Genomic DNA, 17,564 nt, shown 5'->3' with positions numbered 1-17,564 from the left:
ACAAAGGAGCAAGCCATGGTGCAGGCGATTGATTTGCCACGTAATGAGACCGGAATCCGCGTGGCGCTGGAGCGTCTGACCGAGGCCTTCGGTGCGCGCTGCCAGACCGGGCAGGCGATCCGCGAGCAGCATGGCCACACCACCACCTGGATCAAGACCCAGGCGCCGGATGCGGTCATCATGGCGCGCTCGACCGACGAGGTCTCGCAGATCGTGCGCGTCTGCGCTGACCTTGCCGTGCCGGTGATCGCCTATGGCACGGGCACCTCGCTTGAGGGGCATGTGAACGCGCCTGCGGGCGGTGTCTGTATCGACCTGACCGAGATGAACACCATCATCGACGTGCACTCCGAAGATTTGGACTGTGTGATCCAGCCCGGCGTGACGCGCGAGCAGTTGAACACGCATCTGCGCGATCAGGGGCTGTTCTTTCCCATCGACCCGGGTGCCAATGCCTCGCTTGGCGGCATGGCGGCGACGCGGGCCAGCGGCACCAACGCGGTGCGCTATGGCACGATGAAGGACAATGTGATCGCGCTGGAGGCCGTGATGGCCGACGGCACGGTGATCCGCACCGCGCAGCGGGCGCGCAAATCCTCGGCCGGGTATGACATGACGCGGCTTCTGGTCGGGTCGGAAGGCACGCTGGGAATCATCACCGAGCTGACGCTGCGGCTTCAGGGGATCCCCGAGGCGATCCGCTCGGCCCGCTGTTCCTTCCCGACTGTCGAAGCCGCCTGTCGCGCGGTGATGGCAACGATTCAGTTCGGGATTCCCGTAGCGCGGATCGAGCTGCTGGATGCCATGTCGGTGCGCGCGGCGAACACCTATTCCAAGCTGACCTTGCCGGAAACGCCGCTGCTGCTGCTGGAATTCCACGGGTCGGAGGCCGGGGTGACCGAGCAGTCGGACACCTTCGCCGACATCGCCGAGGAATTCGGCGGGACCGACATCGCCGCGACCTCGAGCACCGAGGAACGCAACCGCCTGTGGCAGGCGCGGCATGACATGTACTGGGCCTGCCTTGCGCTGCGCCCGGGGGCACGGGGTATTTCCACGGATGTCTGCGTGCCGATCTCGCGGCTGGCGGATTGCGTCGGGCAGGCGCAGGCCAAGGCCGAAGAGATGGGGCTGATCGCGCCGGTCGTCGGCCATGTGGGCGACGGAAATTTTCATGCGCTGCTGTTGATCGACATGGAGAACGCCGAGGAGGTTGCCAAGGCGGACGATTTCGTCGGCTGGCTGAACGATCTGGCGATTTCGATGGAGGGCACCTGCACAGGCGAGCATGGAATCGGGCAGGGCAAGCGGCCTTATCTGACCCGCGAGCTGGGCCCGGCGACGCGCTACATGGCCGCGATCAAGGCGGCGCTGGACCCGGACAACATCATGAACCCGGGGAAGGTGTTGTCGGACTGAAGGTGTTTTCCACGCCTGCGTGGCCCTGCTGCGCGGGCGGTGGAACGTGAGTATTTGTGGAATAATGAAAGAAGGGCGGGGGAAATGCGCCGCCTGAACGTTCCGGATGCGGGATTCGCGGGGTAAAAGCGCGGGACGAGGTTGACACGCGGGGCGGCATCGGTAAAAGGCGGGCTTCGAAGGGTTTTACCGGGCGCTGCTGCCCGGACGCAGGAGAGTGACAATGGCCAAGCCAACCACCATCAAGATCCGCCTGAACTCGACCGCGGGAACAGGCCATTTCTACGTGACAAAGAAAAACGCGCGCACGATGACCGAGAAGATGTCGGTGCGTAAGTACGATCCCGTCGCGCGCAAGCACGTCGAATATAAAGAAGGCAAGATCAAGTAAGCCTTTCCGGGCTGACTTGCCGGTGCTTTCGGGTCGTGTCCATTGGGGCGCGGCCTTTTTGCGTTGCAGCCTTGCCGCAATGGGGCATCCAGGGGCGCGGGGCGGGTTGCCCGGGACGCGCGTGTTGGTCAGGCTGCCGCGCAGGGGCGTGATGTGGAGCAAACCGTATGGTTGGGAAAATCGTGATTGTGGTCCTGGCGCTTGGTGCCCTGGCTGCCTGCGAAAAGGAAAGCGGCGTGGGCTTTACAGGGATCGGGCAAGAGCAGCCTGTCGACTAGGGCTTGAGCCAGACGAAGGCGTGGCGCAGTGCGTCTGCACCCTGCGTTTTAATGGGGGCGCCATGGGCCATCACGACCCGGTCGGCGCCTTTGGACAGCAAATCGTCGACGCCGTGCCGTAGCGCCGCGCGGTCGCGGATGGCAAGGCGGAATTTACGCGGCACGGTGGGGCGGGGGGCTGTCAGCAGGTCGGCCCTGGCCACCCATCGGCGCCAGCCCCGGACCCAATCGCGTGGGAAATTCTGCACCAGATCGGTCAGGATCACTGTGCGTGACGGTTTATGGTAGGCGATGATTTCCGTGGTGAGACGGGTTTCGACTATAAGATGGTCGATCACGCCGTACCAAGCGGCGGGCGGTTTCGGTCCGAGTGGATCGCCAAGCGGCAGATCGGGGCGCTTTTCTGCAAGGCCGGGCGCACCGTGGCAGTGTGCGTCGGGGAAGGCGGCGGCCCAATCGGCCATGAACAGGTGATGAAAGCTGTTGGGGGCCACGATGTGGCGCACCGGCCCGATCGTCTTGACCGCGTTTGCCAGTGTCGTGCTGTAGGTGACGGGAGACCACAAGAGCGTGCCGCCGCAGGGCAGGGCGATCACCACCATCCGGGTTGGATAGTGGAAGCCTGCAACGGAGACCTCTGCTCCGTTGGCAAGATACACCCCGCTGGCGAAGTCTTGGATCATGGTGTTCCTGCTAACCTGGTTGGAGCCTAGAGGGTATAAATCAAAATAAGAGGATGTGACTGCGTTCCCGTTGGTCAATCAGTTCCTGTAGGTGGACTGTCCGGGCAAAGCGCGGTAGAGGTCGGGTTGGACTTCGTGTTGACATATCTTCTACAACGCTAAATACTTAGGAGCCCTTGGGCCAAGATTGATCTGACCGAAAAGGACTGTTTTCTGAGTTCACAACAACATGAATTTCGTGATGAGCGAACAAGACATACCCTCTAAAATGATTGAGGCGTCGAGACAATTTGGCGTCTCAAGCGAACAGATGGAGCAACTTAGCTCGAATTCACAGGTTGTGGCAGACTTGGGCATCTGGGGCGATGACTTCGACGAGTTCTATCACATTTTAAGTCAGGTATACGACTCTGATCATCTGATTCCGGCAGAATGCATTCCAAGCGAGTTTGCATGGATGAGGACGCTCAAGGGATGGTTGCCGTTTACCAATATGAAAGATGCCGCCGCTGCCTCTCCGTTGTCTCTAGCGCAGCTTGACATGATCATGCGCGGCGAACGGAGTAAAAATCTTGAAGACGTGTTCAGCTAAGCCCCCACAGTCCGATTTGGCGTGCTCCAGAGCACGAGCTTCTGATAGCAATTGTCAGATGACCGTTTAAAGCCAAATCTTGTCTTATGCACGCCACGGCCAACGGGTAAGGAAGTTGCGCGCTGAGGAGTCATAATGAGCCTATGAAACCGCTTTGCGCTTATCTTCTCCTGATGCTGCAATGGCTCTCTCTTGTTTGGGGAGCGTTCACAGTGCTCATCGCGCTACACCTCTATTCAATCGACTCCGGCTACTTTTCGACAGTTCCGCTCGCAGCGCCGGGCGCTGACCATTACATGCCACCAATTTTTCATCGTCTGGTGGTAGGACTATGTACCGGTTTTGCGACTATGGGGATCGGCGGTATTCTTTTCTACCTGAGACGAATATATCTGGTGCGCTGATTGGCAGTTTCGTCCGCACAGCCGACCACCGCACAATACGAATACCCCCAAAGAAAAAGGCCACCGGAACCCGGTGGCCTTGGTCGTTCACGCGAGAGGCGTGGATTATTCGCGGTTGCCCAGCAGTTGCAGCAGGAACATGAACATGTTGATGAAGTCGAGGTACAGGTTCAACGCGCCCATAATTGCCGCCTTGCCTAGCCATTCGGTGTCGCCGCTGTGGGCGTGGGCCAGGTAGGTGCTTTTGATGTTCTGCGTGTCATAGGCGGTAAGGCCGGCAAAGATCAGCACACCCAGGATCGAGATCGCGAAGGCCAGGCCCGGCATCGGCCAGATCAGGTTGATGATCGACGCGACGATCAGGCCGATCACGCCCATGATCAGGAAGCTGCCCCAGCCCGAGATGTCTTTCTTGGTGGTGTAGCCCCAGAGCGACAGGCCCGCGAAGGCGATCGAGGTGATCAGGAACACCTGCGCGATCGAATAGCCGGTGAAGGCCACGAAGATCCAGCTGAGCGACAGGCCCATGACGGCGGCGAAGGCATAGAAGAACAGCTGCGCGCCGGCGGCCGAGATACGGTTCAGCATGCCCGAGAACAGGAAGACCATGCCCAGCGGCGCGAACATGATGATCCAGCCAAGAATATTGGGTTGCAGCGTGGCCGGGTCACGGAACACTGCCAGAAGTGCGGGGCTGGTGCCCACGGCCCAGGCCACGGCGAATGTGATCAGCATGCCGACCGACATCGTGCCGTAGACTTTGTTCATGTGGGCGCGAAGGCCCTCGTCAATTTCGACCGTGCGGGCGCCGGCTGTCCGGCCTGCCGTGCGGGTCGTTTGAAAATCAGCCATAAAGGTCTCCATCCAAGACAGTTGAGGCGCCGGGACACGTGCCCACGGCATACGTTGCTGAATATCGGCAACGCGGCATGCATTTTCAAGTATTTCCGGAGGACAAAACAGTGTTTTTGAACGAAAAACGCCCCGCCAAAATGGCAGGGCGTCAGACGGTCAGTTTGGGCATGTCAGGTGCGCCAGGTCCGGGGGGCATCCCACAGCGGGCGGCGGGCCTCGGTCTGGGCCTGGTCGCGGGTCAGTCCAAGGTCGGACAGCCGTTCGGCGTCGAGCGTTTTCAGCACCTGGCGCTGGCGCCAGACCCCGTAGACATGGGCAAGCGTGGAGAAAAGCGAGTGGCGGCGGCGCAGCGGGGCACCGGCACAAGAGATGTGGCGGGCAATATCGGTCATCGGGTTTGTCCTTTTTCTGAAACGTGATGGTTCGTCTGGGTGCGATCAATTTGCTTGATGTATATGGCATCCTGTGCTGTATTTTAAAAACGAATGTTAATGAAGTTATTCATCAAGGATTGTGATGATGCGAAATCTCGATGTCACGACACTCCGGTCTTTCGTCGCGGTGGCCGACAGCGGTGGGGTCACACGGGCCGCCGGGTTCCTGCATCTGACCCAATCGGCGGTGTCGATGCAGTTGAAGCGACTGGAAGAGCTTTTGGGCGTCGATCTTCTGGATCGCTCGGGCCGGGGGGTGGCGCTGACGGCGGCCGGCGAACAATTGCTGGCCTATGCCCGGCGCATGGTGGCGCTCAATGACGAGGTGATCGGGCGGCTGACGGATCAGGCCTTCGAGGGCGAAGTGGTGCTGGGCGTGCCCCATGACATCGTCTACCCTGCGGTGCCGCGCGTGTTGCAGCAGTTCAACGCCGCCTATCCGCGCTTCAAGGTGCATCTGCTGACCTTGAACACGACGGCGTTGAAACAGAAATTTGCCCGGGGCGAAGTTGACTTGATCCTGACGACCGAGGCGGACCGCCAGCCGGGCTCGGAGTGTCTGGCGACGAAGGCGCTGCACTATGTGGGCGCGCTGGGCGGGTCGGCGTGGCGCAAACGCCCGCTGGATCTGGCGCTGGGGCGGCATTGCATCTTCCGGCCTTTGGTGCTGCGCGCGTTGGATGGGGCCGGTGTCGAATGGAATATGTCGGTGGACACCGATTCCGACCGCACGCTCGAGGCGACGGTCGCCGCTGATCTGGGCGTTCAGGCGCTGCTGGAGGGCACCTTGCCGCCGCATCTGGAAGTGGTGAAACACGATGGCCAGCTGCCCGAGTTGCCGGTGCACTATATCAACTATTACGGCGGTGATACCTCGGGCGAGGTGTTCCAGACCTTGTCGCGCCTGTTGCGCGAGGCGTTTGACGAGGCCCACGCAAAATCACGTCTGAAGGTGGTCTAGGGTCTAGTTGTCCATCGTGATGACGACTTTCCCGGTCGAGCGACGCTCGCGCAGCAGATCGAAACCCTCGAACACGCGATCCAGCGGCAGGGTGTGGCTGATGTGCGGGTGCAGCTTGCCCTGTTCGAACCAGTCAAACAGGGTGGCAAAGCTGTCGTGCACCACTTCGGGGCGGAAGTTCTGGTAGCCGCCGATGTAAAATCCGATGGCAGTCAGATTCTTGACCATCAGGTGATTGGCCGGAATCTGCGGCACGTCTCCGCTGGCAAACCCGATCGAGATCAGCCGGCCCTCGGGGCGGCAGGCGCGGAAAGCGGCGCGGAAGGCATCGCCGCCCACCGCGTCATAGACCACGTCGGCACCGCCAAGCGCCAGCACGCGTTCGCGCAGATCCTCGCCCGCCTCGACCAGATGATCGGCCCCCGCGCGTTCGGCCACGGCCAGCTTGTCGGCCCCGCGTGCCTGCGCGATGACCGTCGCGCCCATCAGCTTGCCGATTTCGACCGCCGTCAGACCGACGCCCCCGGCTGCGCCCGTCACCAGCAACGTTTCCCCCGGCAGAAGGCGGGCGCGATGGGACAGCGCCATGTGGCTTGTACCATAAGCAATCTGAAATGCGGCCGCCTGCTCGAAGCTCATCGAGTCGGGCAGCCTGACCGCCCGGTCGGCCTCGAAAACGCCGTGCTCGGCGAACCCGCCCTGACCGGCGTAGACCGCCACACGATCGCCACATTTCAACCCTTGGACCGACTCGCCCGTGGCCGACACAACCCCGGCGATTTCCATGCCCATTGTAAACGGTGCGGCCGGAATGTCCTGATAGGTTCCATTCTGGATCAAAAGGTCCGCAAAGTTGAGCCCGCAGGCCTTGATTTCAACCTGTATCTGAGTGGCGGTTGGGGATGGTGTATCTATCTGACAGAAAACAGCTTTTCCGCTCTTCTCGGTGATCCGCAGGGCCTTCATGGCGTTCTTTCGGTGGTGAAATGTGGCAGACTTGACATATTTGCTGTGTCATACACGTGCTGTGTAACGCAAGAGCCGGTCCATTATGTGTGTTTCGGGGCGGTTCGGGCGACTGTTTGTAAATGGTAACTGAACGGTTCTGATTGGCCCCAGGGAAAGGTGAAACTCCGGCAAACGTTAACAACCTTGAAATGTAAGCGAAAGAACGTAGTATTCCGACGGGTGCAGCGAGGGGGGTTGCTCTGTTGACGATATGTCTGTTCCACGCCGCGTGCATGGAAGGGTGGTGTGCCGGATCCCGAAGGGCCGATTCAGTATCGGGCGGTGGATTAAGGAGTAAGGCATGACCCATCCGGTTGATGCGCACGTTGGAAAACGCGTGCGGCACCGTCGCTGGCTGATTGGGATGACCCAGCAGCAACTGGCCGAAAAAGTTGGAATCAAGTTCCAGCAGATTCAAAAATACGAAACTGGCGCGAACCGCGTCAGCGCGTCACGCCTCTGGGACATCGCGGATGCGCTGGACGTGCCGGTGGCCTTCTTCTTCGAAGGTCTGAACGGTGAAAAGGATGAAGCCGAAAGTTCGGCCATCCCTGCCGATATCCTTGGAGACAAGGAAGCCCTTGATCTGGTGCGGTCGTACTATGCGATTCCGGAAAACCAGCGTCGACGGCTGTTCGAACTGGCCCGTGTCCTCAGCGATGTGGCCTGAGCGGACTTGATCTTGTCCGGTGCCAGTGGCACCAGACAGCATGACACATGCCGATTTGACCGATCTCGACGTGGCGCACTTGCTGGCCGATGCGGCCCGCAATGCCATTCTGCCGCATTTCCGCCAGTCGGGTCTGCGGGCCGAGAACAAAGAGGCTGAGGGGTTCGACCCCGTGACTGTGGCCGACCGGGCCGCTGAACAGGCGATGCGTGCCATTCTTACGCAATACCGCCCCGACGACGGCATCCTTGGCGAAGAATTCGCACGGACCACGGGCAGAAGCGGGCGCACATGGGTGCTGGACCCGATCGACGGCACGCGCGGCTTCATTTCCGGAACACCCACATGGGGCGTGTTGATCGCGCTTGACGCGGGCGCAGGCCCGGTCCTTGGGGTGATCGACCAGCCCTATACCGGGGAACGGTTTGTCGGCGGGGCTGACGTGGCGCAGATGACTGGCCCGCTTGGGCCGCGTCCGTTGGGCGTACGCGCGACCAGGGCGCTGTCGGATGCGATCCTGTTCACCACGTTCCCGGAAGTCGGCACCGAGGCCGAAGGCGACGCCTTCCGCGCGGTGTCCGGTCAGGTCCGGCTGACCCGCTATGGCATGGATTGCTATGCCTATGCGCTCCTGGCCGCCGGGCAGATCGATCTGGTGATCGAGGCCGGGTTGAACGCCTATGACATTCAGGCCCCCATCGCCGTGATCGAAGCCGCCGGCGGCATTGTCACCGACTGGACCGGCGGTTCCGCCGCGCAGGGGGGACGCGCCATCGCCGCCGCCACGCCCGATCTGCACGCCGCCGCGCTGGCGCTGCTCTCCGGGGTGACGTGACGCGAGGCTTGTTCCGTGCAGAACTTGGTCCTAGTCTGGCCCGGGCAGGTGGTTCTTCTCCGTTTTCCATCCCCTGTCCGTGACGGTCTGAAGCGGGTTTCGCACAAAGGACCACCATGCCTGAAACCCTGATCCGAAATGCCGATACCATCCTGACAATGGATGACACCCGCGCCGAGCTGACCGGCGCCGATATCCTGATGCGCGATGGCGTTGTTGCCAGGGTGGGGCAGGGGCTGACCACAACCGGCGAGGTGCTGGATGCCGCGGGCTGCGTCGTCACCCCCGGTCTGGTGAACACGCACCACCACCTGTTTCAATCGCTGACCCGCGCGGTGCCCGGCGCGCAGGATGCGCTGCTGTTCGGCTGGCTGCGGCGGCTCTACCCGATCTGGTCGCGCTTCACGCCCGAGCATATGCACGTCTCGGCGCTGACGGGGCTTGCTGAATTGGCGCTGTCGGGGTGCTCGCTCACGTCGGACCACCTGTACCTTTATCCCAACGGCGCGCGGCTGGACGACACCATCGCCGCCGCATCCGAAATCGGGTTGCGCTTTCATCCCACGCGCGGCGCGATGAGCATTGGCGAAAGCGCGGGTGGCCTGCCGCCCGATGCGCTGGTCGAGGCCGAGGCCGACATTCTGCGCGACAGCATCCGCGTGGTCGATGCCTTCCACGATGCGAACCCCGGTGCAATGGTCCGCGTCGGCCTCGCGCCCTGTTCGCCCTTCTCGGTCAGCCGCGAGCTGATGCGCGACACTGCACTTCTGGCCCGGGACAAGGGCGTGATGCTGCACACGCACCTTGCCGAAAACGACGAAGACGTGGCCTATTCGATGGAAACCTTCGGCTGCCGGCCCGGCCAATACGCCGAAGATCTGGGCTGGACAGGCCCCGATGTCTGGCACGCCCATTGCGTGAAACTGGACACGGCAGAAACCGCGCTGTTCGCCACCTCGCGTACCGGCGTGGCCCATTGTCCCTGTTCCAACTGCCGCCTCGGATCGGGCATCGCGCCGGTCCGCGCCTTCCGCGATGCGGGCGTCCGCGTCGGGCTCGGGGTCGACGGATCGGCCAGCAATGATCGCGCCAGCCTGATCGACGAGACGCGGCAGGCCATGCTGCTGCAGCGGGTCAGCCGCGGCGCAGATGCCATGAGCGCGCGCGAAGCGCTTGAAATTGCCACCCGGAGCGGGGCCGAGGTGCTTGGCCGCGACGATTGCGGCCGGATCGCGCCGGGGTTCCGCGCCGACATTGCGATCTGGGATGTTTCGGGCGTTGAAAGCGCCGGCAGCTGGGACAGCGCCGCGCTGGTCCTCGCCGGGCCGCGCCAGGTGCGCGACCTCTTCGTCGAAGGCCGCCGCATTGTGGCCTCGGGGCAGATCGCCACGCTCGACATCGGCCCCGTGCTCCACCGCCAACGCGCATTGGCGCGAGGTTTGGCGGAATGATGCGCCTGCTTTCTCTCTTGCTGGTCTTCTGGGCCAGCACGGTTCAGGCCCAACAGCTGAATATCCTGCGGGCCGAACAGGGCCTGCCCGGGCTGATGCACAACGAAACGCTCGACCGTGCGGCACAGGCTCACGCCAACGACATGGCGGATCGCGGTTATTTCAACCACCGCTCCCCCGAAGGCGCAGGCCCCGGTGACCGCGCAACCGCGGCCGGTTACCCTTGGTGCCTGATCGCGGAAAATATCGCCAAAGGGCAGACGTCACAAACTGAGGTCATGCAGGCCTGGGCCAATTCTCCTCCGCATCGCACCAACATGCTACGGCCCGGCATTCGCGAATATGGTCTGGCCCGCGCCCCGGGCGATATCTGGGTGCTCGTCTTCGGCGCCACCACCTGCTGACGTCTTTGGGGTCCAAATATCCCCGCCGGAGGCACCGCGCCTGCCAGCGGCAGGCGCCAGATTCACGTGCCAAGGCCCCATCGGGGCCGTGGCTCAATTCAGCGGTTGCCCCGCGATCCAGACGCGGGCGATGGCGCGGTCGTCGCCCAGCATGATCAGCGCGAACAGCTCGTCCCAGATATCCTCGGCGCGGGCGGTCCTCTGCGCCAGCGCGGGCGTCGCACCCGGATCCAGCGCGATCAGGTCGGCCTCCATCCCCGGGGCAGCAGTGCCGATGCACGCGCCAAGGTGCAGCGCCTGTGCAGACCCGGCCGTCGCCAGCCAAAGCAATTCCGCCGCGTGCAGCGCGCGCCCCCGCAGCTGTCCCACCTCATAGGCCGCCGCCATGGTGCGCAGCATCGAAAACGACGACCCGCCCCCGGTGTCCGTCGCCAGCCCGATCCGGTGCCCCGCCGCCAGCAGTCCGCCCATGTCGAACAGCCCCGAGCCGATGAAGGTGTTCGAGGTCGGGCAATGCACCAGCGCCGCGCCCACCTCGGCCAGCCGGTCCCGCTCGCGCGGTTCCAGGTGGATCGCGTGGCCGTAAACCCCACGTGCGCCCAGCAGCCCGTGCGCCTCGTAGGTATCCAGATAATCGCGCGCCTCGGGGTACAGCCCCATCACCCAGTCGATCTCGTCGGTCTGTTCGCTCAGGTGGGTCTGCATCAGGCACGTGGGATGCTGGGCCCACAGCGCCCCCAGCGCCTCGAGCTGTTCGGGCGTCGAGGTCGGCGAGAATCGCGGCGTGATCGCATAGCCCAGCCGCCCCACGCCCTGCCAGCGGTCGATCAGCGCGCGGCTGTCGTCATAGGCTGATTGCGCCGTGTCGCGCAGCCCCTCGGGCGCGGTGTCGCGGTCCATGCAGGTCTTGCCGGCCACCACCCGCTGATTGCGCTTTTGCGCCTCGGCAAAGAAGGCATCGACGCTGGCAGGGTGAATCGTGCCATAGGAACACACGGTCGTGGTGCCATTTGCCGCCGTCAGATCCAGGTAACGCGCGGCGACCTCGCCCGCATAGGCGGGATCGGCAAAGCGCATCTCCTCCGGGAAGGTATAGCTGTTCAACCAGTCGATCAGCCGCTTGCCCCAGCTCGCGATGATCGCCGTCTGCGGGTAATGCACATGGGCATCGACAAAGCCCGCCATCACGATGCGATTGCCCTGATCGTCCAGCGGCGCGCCCGGAAATTGCGCCAGCATCTCGGCCCGCGTGCCCCGCGCCACGATGCGCCCGTCCGACAGGGCCAGTGCCTCGTCCACCCGCGCGCTGGCGGTGGGCGCAGCCGCTTCGGGCATGGCGTCGAACGACAGGATGCGCCCGGCGATCAGGGTGGTGTCTGGCATCTTGCGGCTCCGGTGATCCAAGTGGCAGGGGCAGGATAAACCGGGCCGGGCGGCGCGTAAATTACGCCATTGTCATTGTTTTCCCCCAGCAGTTTCAATTAGGTTGCCGCCAATCGCAAACGGGGGCAGGCCATGGCCGAAATAGACGAACAGATCGTGGATGCAACCCCCGAGGATGACGGCGAAGACGACGCCTATGCCCTGAATCGCAAGGCGGTTGCCGCGATTCTCTACGCGGTCGACATCGACGACCGCGACAAGCTGACCGAGCTGATGGAGCCGCTGCACGCGGCCGACATCGCCGACCTTCTGGAACAGATCAATTCCTACGACCGGGCGCGGCTGATCCGGCTGTACGACCGCGAATTCGACGGCGAGATCCTCTCGGAACTCGAAGAATCCGTGCGCGAAGAGGTGCTTGGCATCCTGTCGCCGCAGGTTCTGGCCGAGGCCGTGCGCGAACTTGACAGCGATGACGTGGTCGACCTTGTCGAGGACCTCGAGGAAGACCAGCAGGATGCCATCCTCAACGCGCTGGACGAATCCGACCGTCTGGCAGTGCAGCAGGCGTTGTCATACCCCGAGGGATCCGCCGGGCGCCTGATGCAGCGCGAGGTGGTGATGGCGCCCGAGCACTGGAACGTGGGGCAGGCCATCGACCACCTGCGCGGGTCGGAAAACCTGCCCGACCAGTTCTATCACATCATCCTTGTCGATCCGCGCCTGCACCCCATCGGCAACGTGACGCTGGGCCGGCTGATGGCCGCGCGGCGCGACGTTCTGCTGGCCGACCTGACCGAGGACATGTTCCGCACCATCCCCGTGGACCAGGACGAGGAAGACGTGGCCTATGCCTTCAACCAGTACCACCTGATTTCCGCCGCCGTGGTCGATGACGAAGGCCGTCTGGTCGGTCAGATCACCATCGACGACGCGATGATCGTGCTGGACGAGGAACACGAGGAAGACATCCTGCGCCTTGCCGGTGTGGGCGAAAGCTCGCTTGCCGACCGGGTGGTCGACACGGTCAAGGGCCGTTTCCCCTGGCTGGCGGTGAACCTTGTGACCGCGATCCTGGCCTCGATGGTGATTTCGCAGTTCGACGTGGTGATCGCGCAATTCGTGGCGCTGGCGGTGCTGATGCCCATCGTCGCCTCGATGGGCGGCAACGCGGGCACGCAATCGCTGACGGTGGCGGTGCGCGCCATCGCCACGCGCGACCTTACGGGCTCGAACGTGTGGCGGGTGATCCGGCGCGAGGTGCTGGTGGGGCTTGCCAACGGCGTGTTCTTTGCCGTCGCGATGGGGATCATCGGGTTGATCTGGTTCAATTCCTTCGGGTTGGCGCTGGTGATCGGGGCGGCCATGGTCATCAACCTTGTGGTGGCAGGGCTGGCGGGCACGGTGATTCCGGTGCTTCTGGACAAGTTCGGGGTCGACCCGGCGCTGGCCTCGGGCGCGTTCGTCACCACGGTCACGGACGTGGTCGGCTTTTTTGCCTTCCTCGGCTTTGCCGCGCTGTATCTGCTGTGACCGACCTGACCGCCGAGAAATCCGCCGCGCGCACGGCCGCCTTCGCCCGCCGCGCCATCGCGCATCGCGCGCTGGGCGGGGCCGGGGTGGCCTGCGCCGGTGTGCTCTCGTCGGTTCTGGCGGGGTATCGCGGCGTGCCTGTGTCGGGCTTCATGCCGATCCGCACGGAAATCGACCCGACCCCGGCGATGACCGAGGCCGCCGCCCATGGCCCCGTAGGCATTCCGGTGATTGAGGCCGCCGGCCAGCCGCTGACATTCGCCCGATGGGAGCCGGAGATGGATCTGGTGCCGGGGCCGTTCGGCGCGCAAATCCCAAAGGTGTGCGAGTTTTTCGAGCCGGAGATACTGATCGTGCCGCTGGTGGCCTTTGATAGCGCGGGCAATCGGCTGGGCTATGGCGGTGGATTCTATGACCGCACGCTGGAAATGCTGCGCGCACGTCGCGCCACGCTTGCGATCGGATTCGCCTATGCCGCACAGCAGGCCGATGCCCTGCCGCTGGAACCCACCGACCAGCCGCTTGACATGATCGTCACAGAGGCCGGCGTGATCGACTTGCGCTGATGCCCCGGGCTTGCCCTGCGGGGGGCACCCGCCTATAGCGTTGCGGTCGCCCCGGGTTTCGGGGCCGGATCGGAGCGCGCGATGAAAATTCTGTTTCTGGGCGATGTCATGGGCCGGGCCGGGCGCCGTGCGGTGGCCGAAAACCTGCCCCGTCTGCGCGACGAGTGGAAGCTGGATTTCGTCGTGGTGAACGGGGAAAACGCCAGCAATGGCATGGGGCTAAGCGGCGATCACGCCAAGGGCCTGCTGGACGCGGGCGCCGATTGCCTGACGCTGGGCGACCACGCCTTCGACCAGCGCGACATGCTTCAATTCATCGAACAGGAACCGCGCATCATCCGCCCCGTGAACTATGCCAAGGGCGCGCCGGGGCGGGGGCATCGGCTGTTCACCGCGCGCAACGGGCGCAAGGTTCTGGTGGCGCAGGTGCTGGGGCAGGTGTTCATGAAACGCGCCTTTGACGATCCGTTTTCCGCGCTGGACGGGGTGCTGAAATCCTATCCGCTGGGCGGGCAGGCGGCGGCGGTTCTGGTCGATGTGCATTGCGAAGCCACCAGCGAGAAGATGGCCGCGGGCCATTTCTGCGACGGGCGCGCCAGCCTGGTGGTGGGCACGCATACCCATGTGCCCACGGCCGATGCGCAGATCCTGCCGGGCGGCACAGCCTTTCTGAGCGATGCAGGCATGTGCGGCGATTACGATTCGGTCATCGGAATGGACAAGGCCGAGCCGATGCGCCGGTTCATCACCGGAATGCCCAAAGGCCGCTTCACACCGGCACTGGGCGAGGCGACGCTGTCGGGCGTCTACGTCGAAACCGACGACCAGACCGGCAAGGCCAAGCGGATCGCGATGATCCGGCAGGGCGGGCGGCTTGCGCAGGCCGCGCCGTGAGCGTTGCCTCGCGTCCCGCCCCGCGCCCCGAGATGACACCCCGCGAAGGGCTGTTCTTTACCGCGATCCTGATCGTGGTGGGCGCGGGCTGGGGCATGACGCAACCGCTCAGCAAGATCGCGGTCAGCACCGGGCACGGCCATTTCGGGCTGATCTTCTGGCAGCTGGCGATCGGCGCAGCGATCCTCGCGGTGGTGTCCCTGGTGCGGGGCAAGGGTCTGCCGATGCGCCGTGATGCGCTGGTGCTTTGTGCCATCATTGCTTTGATTGGCACGGTGATCCCGAATTCAACGTCCTATCAGGCAATTCGGCATCTGCCCTCGGGGGTGATGTCGATCCTGCTGTCGCTGATCCCGATGATTGCCTTTCCGATGTCTCTGCTGATGGGCACAGAACGGTTTTCGCCGCGCCGCCTGCTGGGGTTGCTGGCCGGGTTGGCGGGCGTGCTGCTGCTGGTCGTGCCAGAGGCCAGCCTGCCGGATCGTGACATGCTGATCTGGATTCCGCTGGCGTTGGTCGCGCCTTGTTTCTACGCCTTCGAGGGCAATTTCGTGGCCCGCTGGGGCACCGCCGGGCTGGACGCGGTGCGGGTGCTGTTTGGCGCTTCGCTGATCGGGGCTGTGATCGCGCTGCCGCTGGCGCTTGGCTCGGGGCAGTTCATTTCACCGCTTGGCCCCTATGGCGCGCCGGAATGGGCGTTGATCGCATCCTCGCTGATCCATGTCGTGGTCTATTCCAGCTACGTCTGGCTGGTGGGCCGGGCCGGGCCGGTGTTTGCGGTGCAAGTCAGCTATCTGGTCACGGGGTTTGGCGTGCTCTGGGCGATGGTGATGCTTGGCGAAAGCTATTCGCCCTATATCTGGGCGGCGCTTGGGCTTGTGCTGGCAGGTGTGGCGCTTGTACAGCCGCGGCGCAATCGTCCTGTTGCCCCCGGCGCGACAATATAAGAAACTGCGCTGCAACTGATTTCGGGCCAATGGCCCCGGCAAGAAAAGACGTCGATGCAGCTTATTCCCCTTTCGGACACCGCCGGTGCGATCCTCGCGCTGTGTATTGTTTTGTCCATGTTTGCCCTGTTCCTGAAGGAAACCTTTCCGACAGAGGTGGTCGCCATCGCTGGTGTGGCGTTGATGCTGATCACGGGCGTGTTGCCCTATGACGACGGGCTTGCGGTGCTGTCGAACCCGGCACCCTGGACCATTGCGGCGATGTTCATCGTGATGGGCGCGCTGGTGCGTACCGGCGCGCTGGACGTTCTGACCCGCGCCGCCGAACGCTATGCCAAGACGCATCCCAAAGTGGCGGTGGTGTCGGTGATCGGCATGGTCATGGCCGGCTCGGCCGTGATGAACAATACGCCGGTGGTGGTGGTGATGATCCCGGTGTTCGTGCAGCTGTCGCAGACGCTGGGCGTCAAGGCATCCAAGTTGCTGATTCCGCTTAGCTACGCGGCGATCATGGGCGGTTCGCTGACGCTGATCGGCACCTCGACCAACCTGCTGGTGGATGGCGTGGCGCGCACGCAGGGGCTGGAACCATTTGGCATTCTGGAAATCATGCCCATCGGGCTGGTGGTCTGTGCCTGGGGCCTGATCTACATGGCAATCTTCGCGCCGCGCCTGCTGCCCGATCGCGACAGCATGGCCAATCTGCTGTCGGACCGGTCGAAGATGAAGTTCTTCACCGAGGCGGTGATCCCGCCCGACTCCAACCTGATCGGCCGCGAGGTGACTGGCGTGCAACTGTTCAAGCGCGAAGGCGTGCGGCTGATCGACGTGGTGCGCGGTGATATCTCGTTGCGGCGCAACCTGCAGGGGGTCGAGCTTCAGGTCGGCGACCGGGTGATCCTGCGCACCCAGATGACCGAGCTTCTCAGCCTTCAGGCCACCAAGGAGCTGAAGCGCGTCGATCAGGTCTCGGCCGTCGAGACTTCGACTGTCGAGGTGCTGATCACGCCGGGCTGCCGCATGGTGGGCAAGGCGCTGGGCGGGCTGCGGCTGCGGCGGCGCTATGGGGTCTACGTTCTGGCCGTGCATCGACGAAACCAGAACATCGGCCGCCAGCTGGACGATCTGGTGGTGCGCGTGGGCGATACGTTGCTGCTGGAAGGCGCGCCGGGCGACATTCGCCGTTTGGCGACCGAGATGGAAATGGTCGACGTGACCCAGCCCTCGGCCCGTGCCTTCCGGCGCGGCCATGCGCCCATTGCCATCGCCGCGCTGCTGGGCATCGTGCTGCTTGCGGCGTTGAACGTGGCCCCGATCCTGTTGTTGGCCGTGCTGGCCGTGGCCGTGGTGCTGACCACCGGCTGCATCGACGCGGACGAGGCGTTTTCCTTTGTCGATGGCCGCCTGTTGGCACTGATCTTCGGGATGCTGGGGGTGGGCGCCGGGCTGCAGCATACGGGCGCGATTTCGCTGGTGGTGGACAGCGTGGCGCCGGGGTTGCAGGCCCTGCCTCCGGCGCTGGTGGTGTTCGTGGTGTTCCTGATGACGACCACCCTGACCGAGATCGTGTCGAACAACGCCGTTGCCGTCATCATGACACCGCTGGCGATTGGCTTGGCGACCGCTCTGGGGCTGGATCCGCGCCCGCTGGTGGTGGCGGTGATGATCGCGGCCTCCTGCGCCTTTGCCACGCCCATCGGTTATCAGACCAATACGTTGGTCTACGGCCCCGGCGGCTACCGCTTTGCCGATTTTCTGCGTATCGGCATCCCGCTGAACCTGTCGATGTCGGTGCTTGCCTCGGCGGTGATCCCGCTGATCTGGCCGCTTTAAGGGGGCTCTGCCCCCGTCCCTGC

The 17,564-nt window shown here is 63.7% G+C and carries 19 protein-coding genes; 14 read left to right on the top strand and 5 right to left on the bottom strand.

Going from position 1 to position 17,564, the window contains the following annotated elements; translation table 11 throughout:
• The first annotated feature begins 15 nt into the window (after positions 1-15).
• Positions 16-1,419: an FAD-binding oxidoreductase gene (locus FGK64_RS02755; RefSeq protein ID WP_138862269.1), complete on the top strand. Its 1,404-nt coding sequence runs from the start codon at positions 16-18 to the stop codon at positions 1,417-1,419.
• Between the two features lie 223 nt (positions 1,420-1,642).
• Positions 1,643-1,810: a 50S ribosomal protein L33 gene (gene rpmG / locus FGK64_RS02750; RefSeq protein ID WP_050927593.1), complete on the top strand. Its 168-nt coding sequence runs from the start codon at positions 1,643-1,645 to the stop codon at positions 1,808-1,810.
• 274 nt (positions 1,811-2,084) lie between these two features.
• Here rpmG and FGK64_RS02745 read toward each other — a convergent pair whose 3' ends face one another.
• Positions 2,085-2,771 carry a DUF4336 domain-containing protein gene (locus FGK64_RS02745; RefSeq protein ID WP_138862268.1) on the bottom strand — a complete coding sequence of 229 codons (687 nt, stop codon included), beginning with the start codon at positions 2,769-2,771 and terminating at the stop codon, positions 2,085-2,087.
• A gap of 241 nt (positions 2,772-3,012) precedes the next feature.
• On the opposite strand from FGK64_RS02745, the gene FGK64_RS02740 reads away from it, so the two are divergent.
• Positions 3,013-3,363 (top strand): hypothetical protein, encoded by a 351-nt coding sequence (locus FGK64_RS02740; RefSeq protein WP_138862267.1) that lies wholly within the window; start codon positions 3,013-3,015, stop codon positions 3,361-3,363.
• A 143-nt stretch (positions 3,364-3,506) separates the two neighbouring features.
• Positions 3,507-3,767, top strand: a complete 261-nt coding sequence (locus FGK64_RS22315) for a hypothetical protein (protein WP_138862266.1) — start codon at positions 3,507-3,509, stop codon at positions 3,765-3,767.
• Between the two features lie 105 nt (positions 3,768-3,872).
• On the opposite strand, the gene FGK64_RS02730 is transcribed toward FGK64_RS22315, so the two are convergent.
• Together FGK64_RS02730 and FGK64_RS02725 are read right to left on the bottom strand one after the other, a co-directional pair.
• Entirely contained in the window at positions 3,873-4,619 is a 747-nt protein-coding gene (locus FGK64_RS02730; protein WP_138862265.1) for a Bax inhibitor-1/YccA family protein, read from the bottom strand.
• A gap of 173 nt (positions 4,620-4,792) precedes the next feature.
• Positions 4,793-5,014, bottom strand: coding sequence for a DUF1127 domain-containing protein (locus FGK64_RS02725; protein ID WP_138862264.1), 222 nt, complete (start codon positions 5,012-5,014; stop codon positions 4,793-4,795).
• A 127-nt stretch (positions 5,015-5,141) separates the two neighbouring features.
• On the opposite strand from FGK64_RS02725, the gene FGK64_RS02720 reads away from it, so the two are divergent.
• Positions 5,142-6,017 carry a LysR family transcriptional regulator gene (locus tag FGK64_RS02720; RefSeq protein ID WP_138862263.1) on the top strand — a complete coding sequence of 292 codons (876 nt, stop codon included), beginning with the start codon at positions 5,142-5,144 and terminating at the stop codon, positions 6,015-6,017.
• 3 nt (positions 6,018-6,020) lie between these two features.
• On the opposite strand, the gene FGK64_RS02715 is transcribed toward FGK64_RS02720, so the two are convergent.
• Positions 6,021-6,983: an NADPH:quinone oxidoreductase family protein gene (locus FGK64_RS02715; RefSeq protein ID WP_138862262.1), complete on the bottom strand. Its 963-nt coding sequence runs from the start codon at positions 6,981-6,983 to the stop codon at positions 6,021-6,023.
• 343 nt (positions 6,984-7,326) lie between these two features.
• Here FGK64_RS02715 and FGK64_RS02710 point away from each other — a divergent pair, with 343 nt between their 5' ends.
• The 4 genes from FGK64_RS02710 (at position 7,327) to FGK64_RS02695 (ending at position 10,385) form a co-directional block, all read left to right on the top strand.
• On the top strand, positions 7,327-7,695 hold the full coding sequence (locus tag FGK64_RS02710; protein WP_138862261.1) for a helix-turn-helix domain-containing protein: 369 nt from the start codon (positions 7,327-7,329) through the stop codon (positions 7,693-7,695).
• Positions 7,696-7,735: 40 nt separating this feature from the next.
• Entirely contained in the window at positions 7,736-8,530 is a 795-nt protein-coding gene (gene hisN, locus FGK64_RS02705; protein WP_138862260.1) for a histidinol-phosphatase, read from the top strand.
• A 116-nt stretch (positions 8,531-8,646) separates the two neighbouring features.
• On the top strand, positions 8,647-9,981 hold the full coding sequence (locus FGK64_RS02700) for an 8-oxoguanine deaminase (RefSeq protein WP_138862259.1): 1,335 nt from the start codon (positions 8,647-8,649) through the stop codon (positions 9,979-9,981).
• Complete coding sequence (locus FGK64_RS02695; protein WP_246057654.1) at positions 9,978-10,385, top strand: CAP domain-containing protein; 408 nt, start codon at positions 9,978-9,980, stop codon at positions 10,383-10,385. The genes FGK64_RS02700 and FGK64_RS02695 overlap by 4 nt, the downstream gene beginning before the upstream one ends.
• 93 nt (positions 10,386-10,478) lie before the next feature.
• Here the strand turns inward: FGK64_RS02695 and guaD are convergent, their stop codons facing one another.
• Positions 10,479-11,768 carry a guanine deaminase gene (gene guaD, locus FGK64_RS02690; RefSeq protein ID WP_138862257.1) on the bottom strand — a complete coding sequence of 430 codons (1,290 nt, stop codon included), beginning with the start codon at positions 11,766-11,768 and terminating at the stop codon, positions 10,479-10,481.
• Positions 11,769-11,900: 132 nt separating this feature from the next.
• On the opposite strand from guaD, the gene mgtE reads away from it, so the two are divergent.
• From mgtE to FGK64_RS02665, 5 genes are all read left to right on the top strand, one after another.
• Positions 11,901-13,301: a magnesium transporter gene (mgtE, locus tag FGK64_RS02685; protein ID WP_138862256.1), complete on the top strand. Its 1,401-nt coding sequence runs from the start codon at positions 11,901-11,903 to the stop codon at positions 13,299-13,301.
• A complete protein-coding gene (locus FGK64_RS02680) occupies positions 13,298-13,867 on the top strand; it encodes a 5-formyltetrahydrofolate cyclo-ligase (protein WP_138862255.1) in 570 nt (189 codons plus the stop codon). The genes mgtE and FGK64_RS02680 overlap by 4 nt, the downstream gene beginning before the upstream one ends.
• 81 nt (positions 13,868-13,948) lie before the next feature.
• Positions 13,949-14,761 carry a TIGR00282 family metallophosphoesterase gene (locus FGK64_RS02675; protein ID WP_138862254.1) on the top strand — a complete coding sequence of 271 codons (813 nt, stop codon included), beginning with the start codon at positions 13,949-13,951 and terminating at the stop codon, positions 14,759-14,761.
• The gene (locus FGK64_RS02670) at positions 14,758-15,708 is read left to right on the top strand and encodes a DMT family transporter (RefSeq protein WP_342773927.1); all 951 of its coding nucleotides are present in this window, start codon (positions 14,758-14,760) and stop codon (positions 15,706-15,708) included. The genes FGK64_RS02675 and FGK64_RS02670 overlap by 4 nt, the downstream gene beginning before the upstream one ends.
• 54 nt (positions 15,709-15,762) lie before the next feature.
• Positions 15,763-17,541: an SLC13 family permease gene (locus FGK64_RS02665; protein ID WP_138862253.1), complete on the top strand. Its 1,779-nt coding sequence runs from the start codon at positions 15,763-15,765 to the stop codon at positions 17,539-17,541.
• The last annotated feature ends 23 nt before the right edge of the window (positions 17,542-17,564 follow it).

The organism is Arenibacterium halophilum (assembly GCF_005938225.1).
Classification (GTDB): Bacteria; Pseudomonadota; Alphaproteobacteria; order Rhodobacterales; family Rhodobacteraceae; genus Arenibacterium; species Arenibacterium halophilum.
Note: the sequence above shows the minus strand (reverse complement) of the source record. Positions and strands in the feature narration are given on the sequence as shown.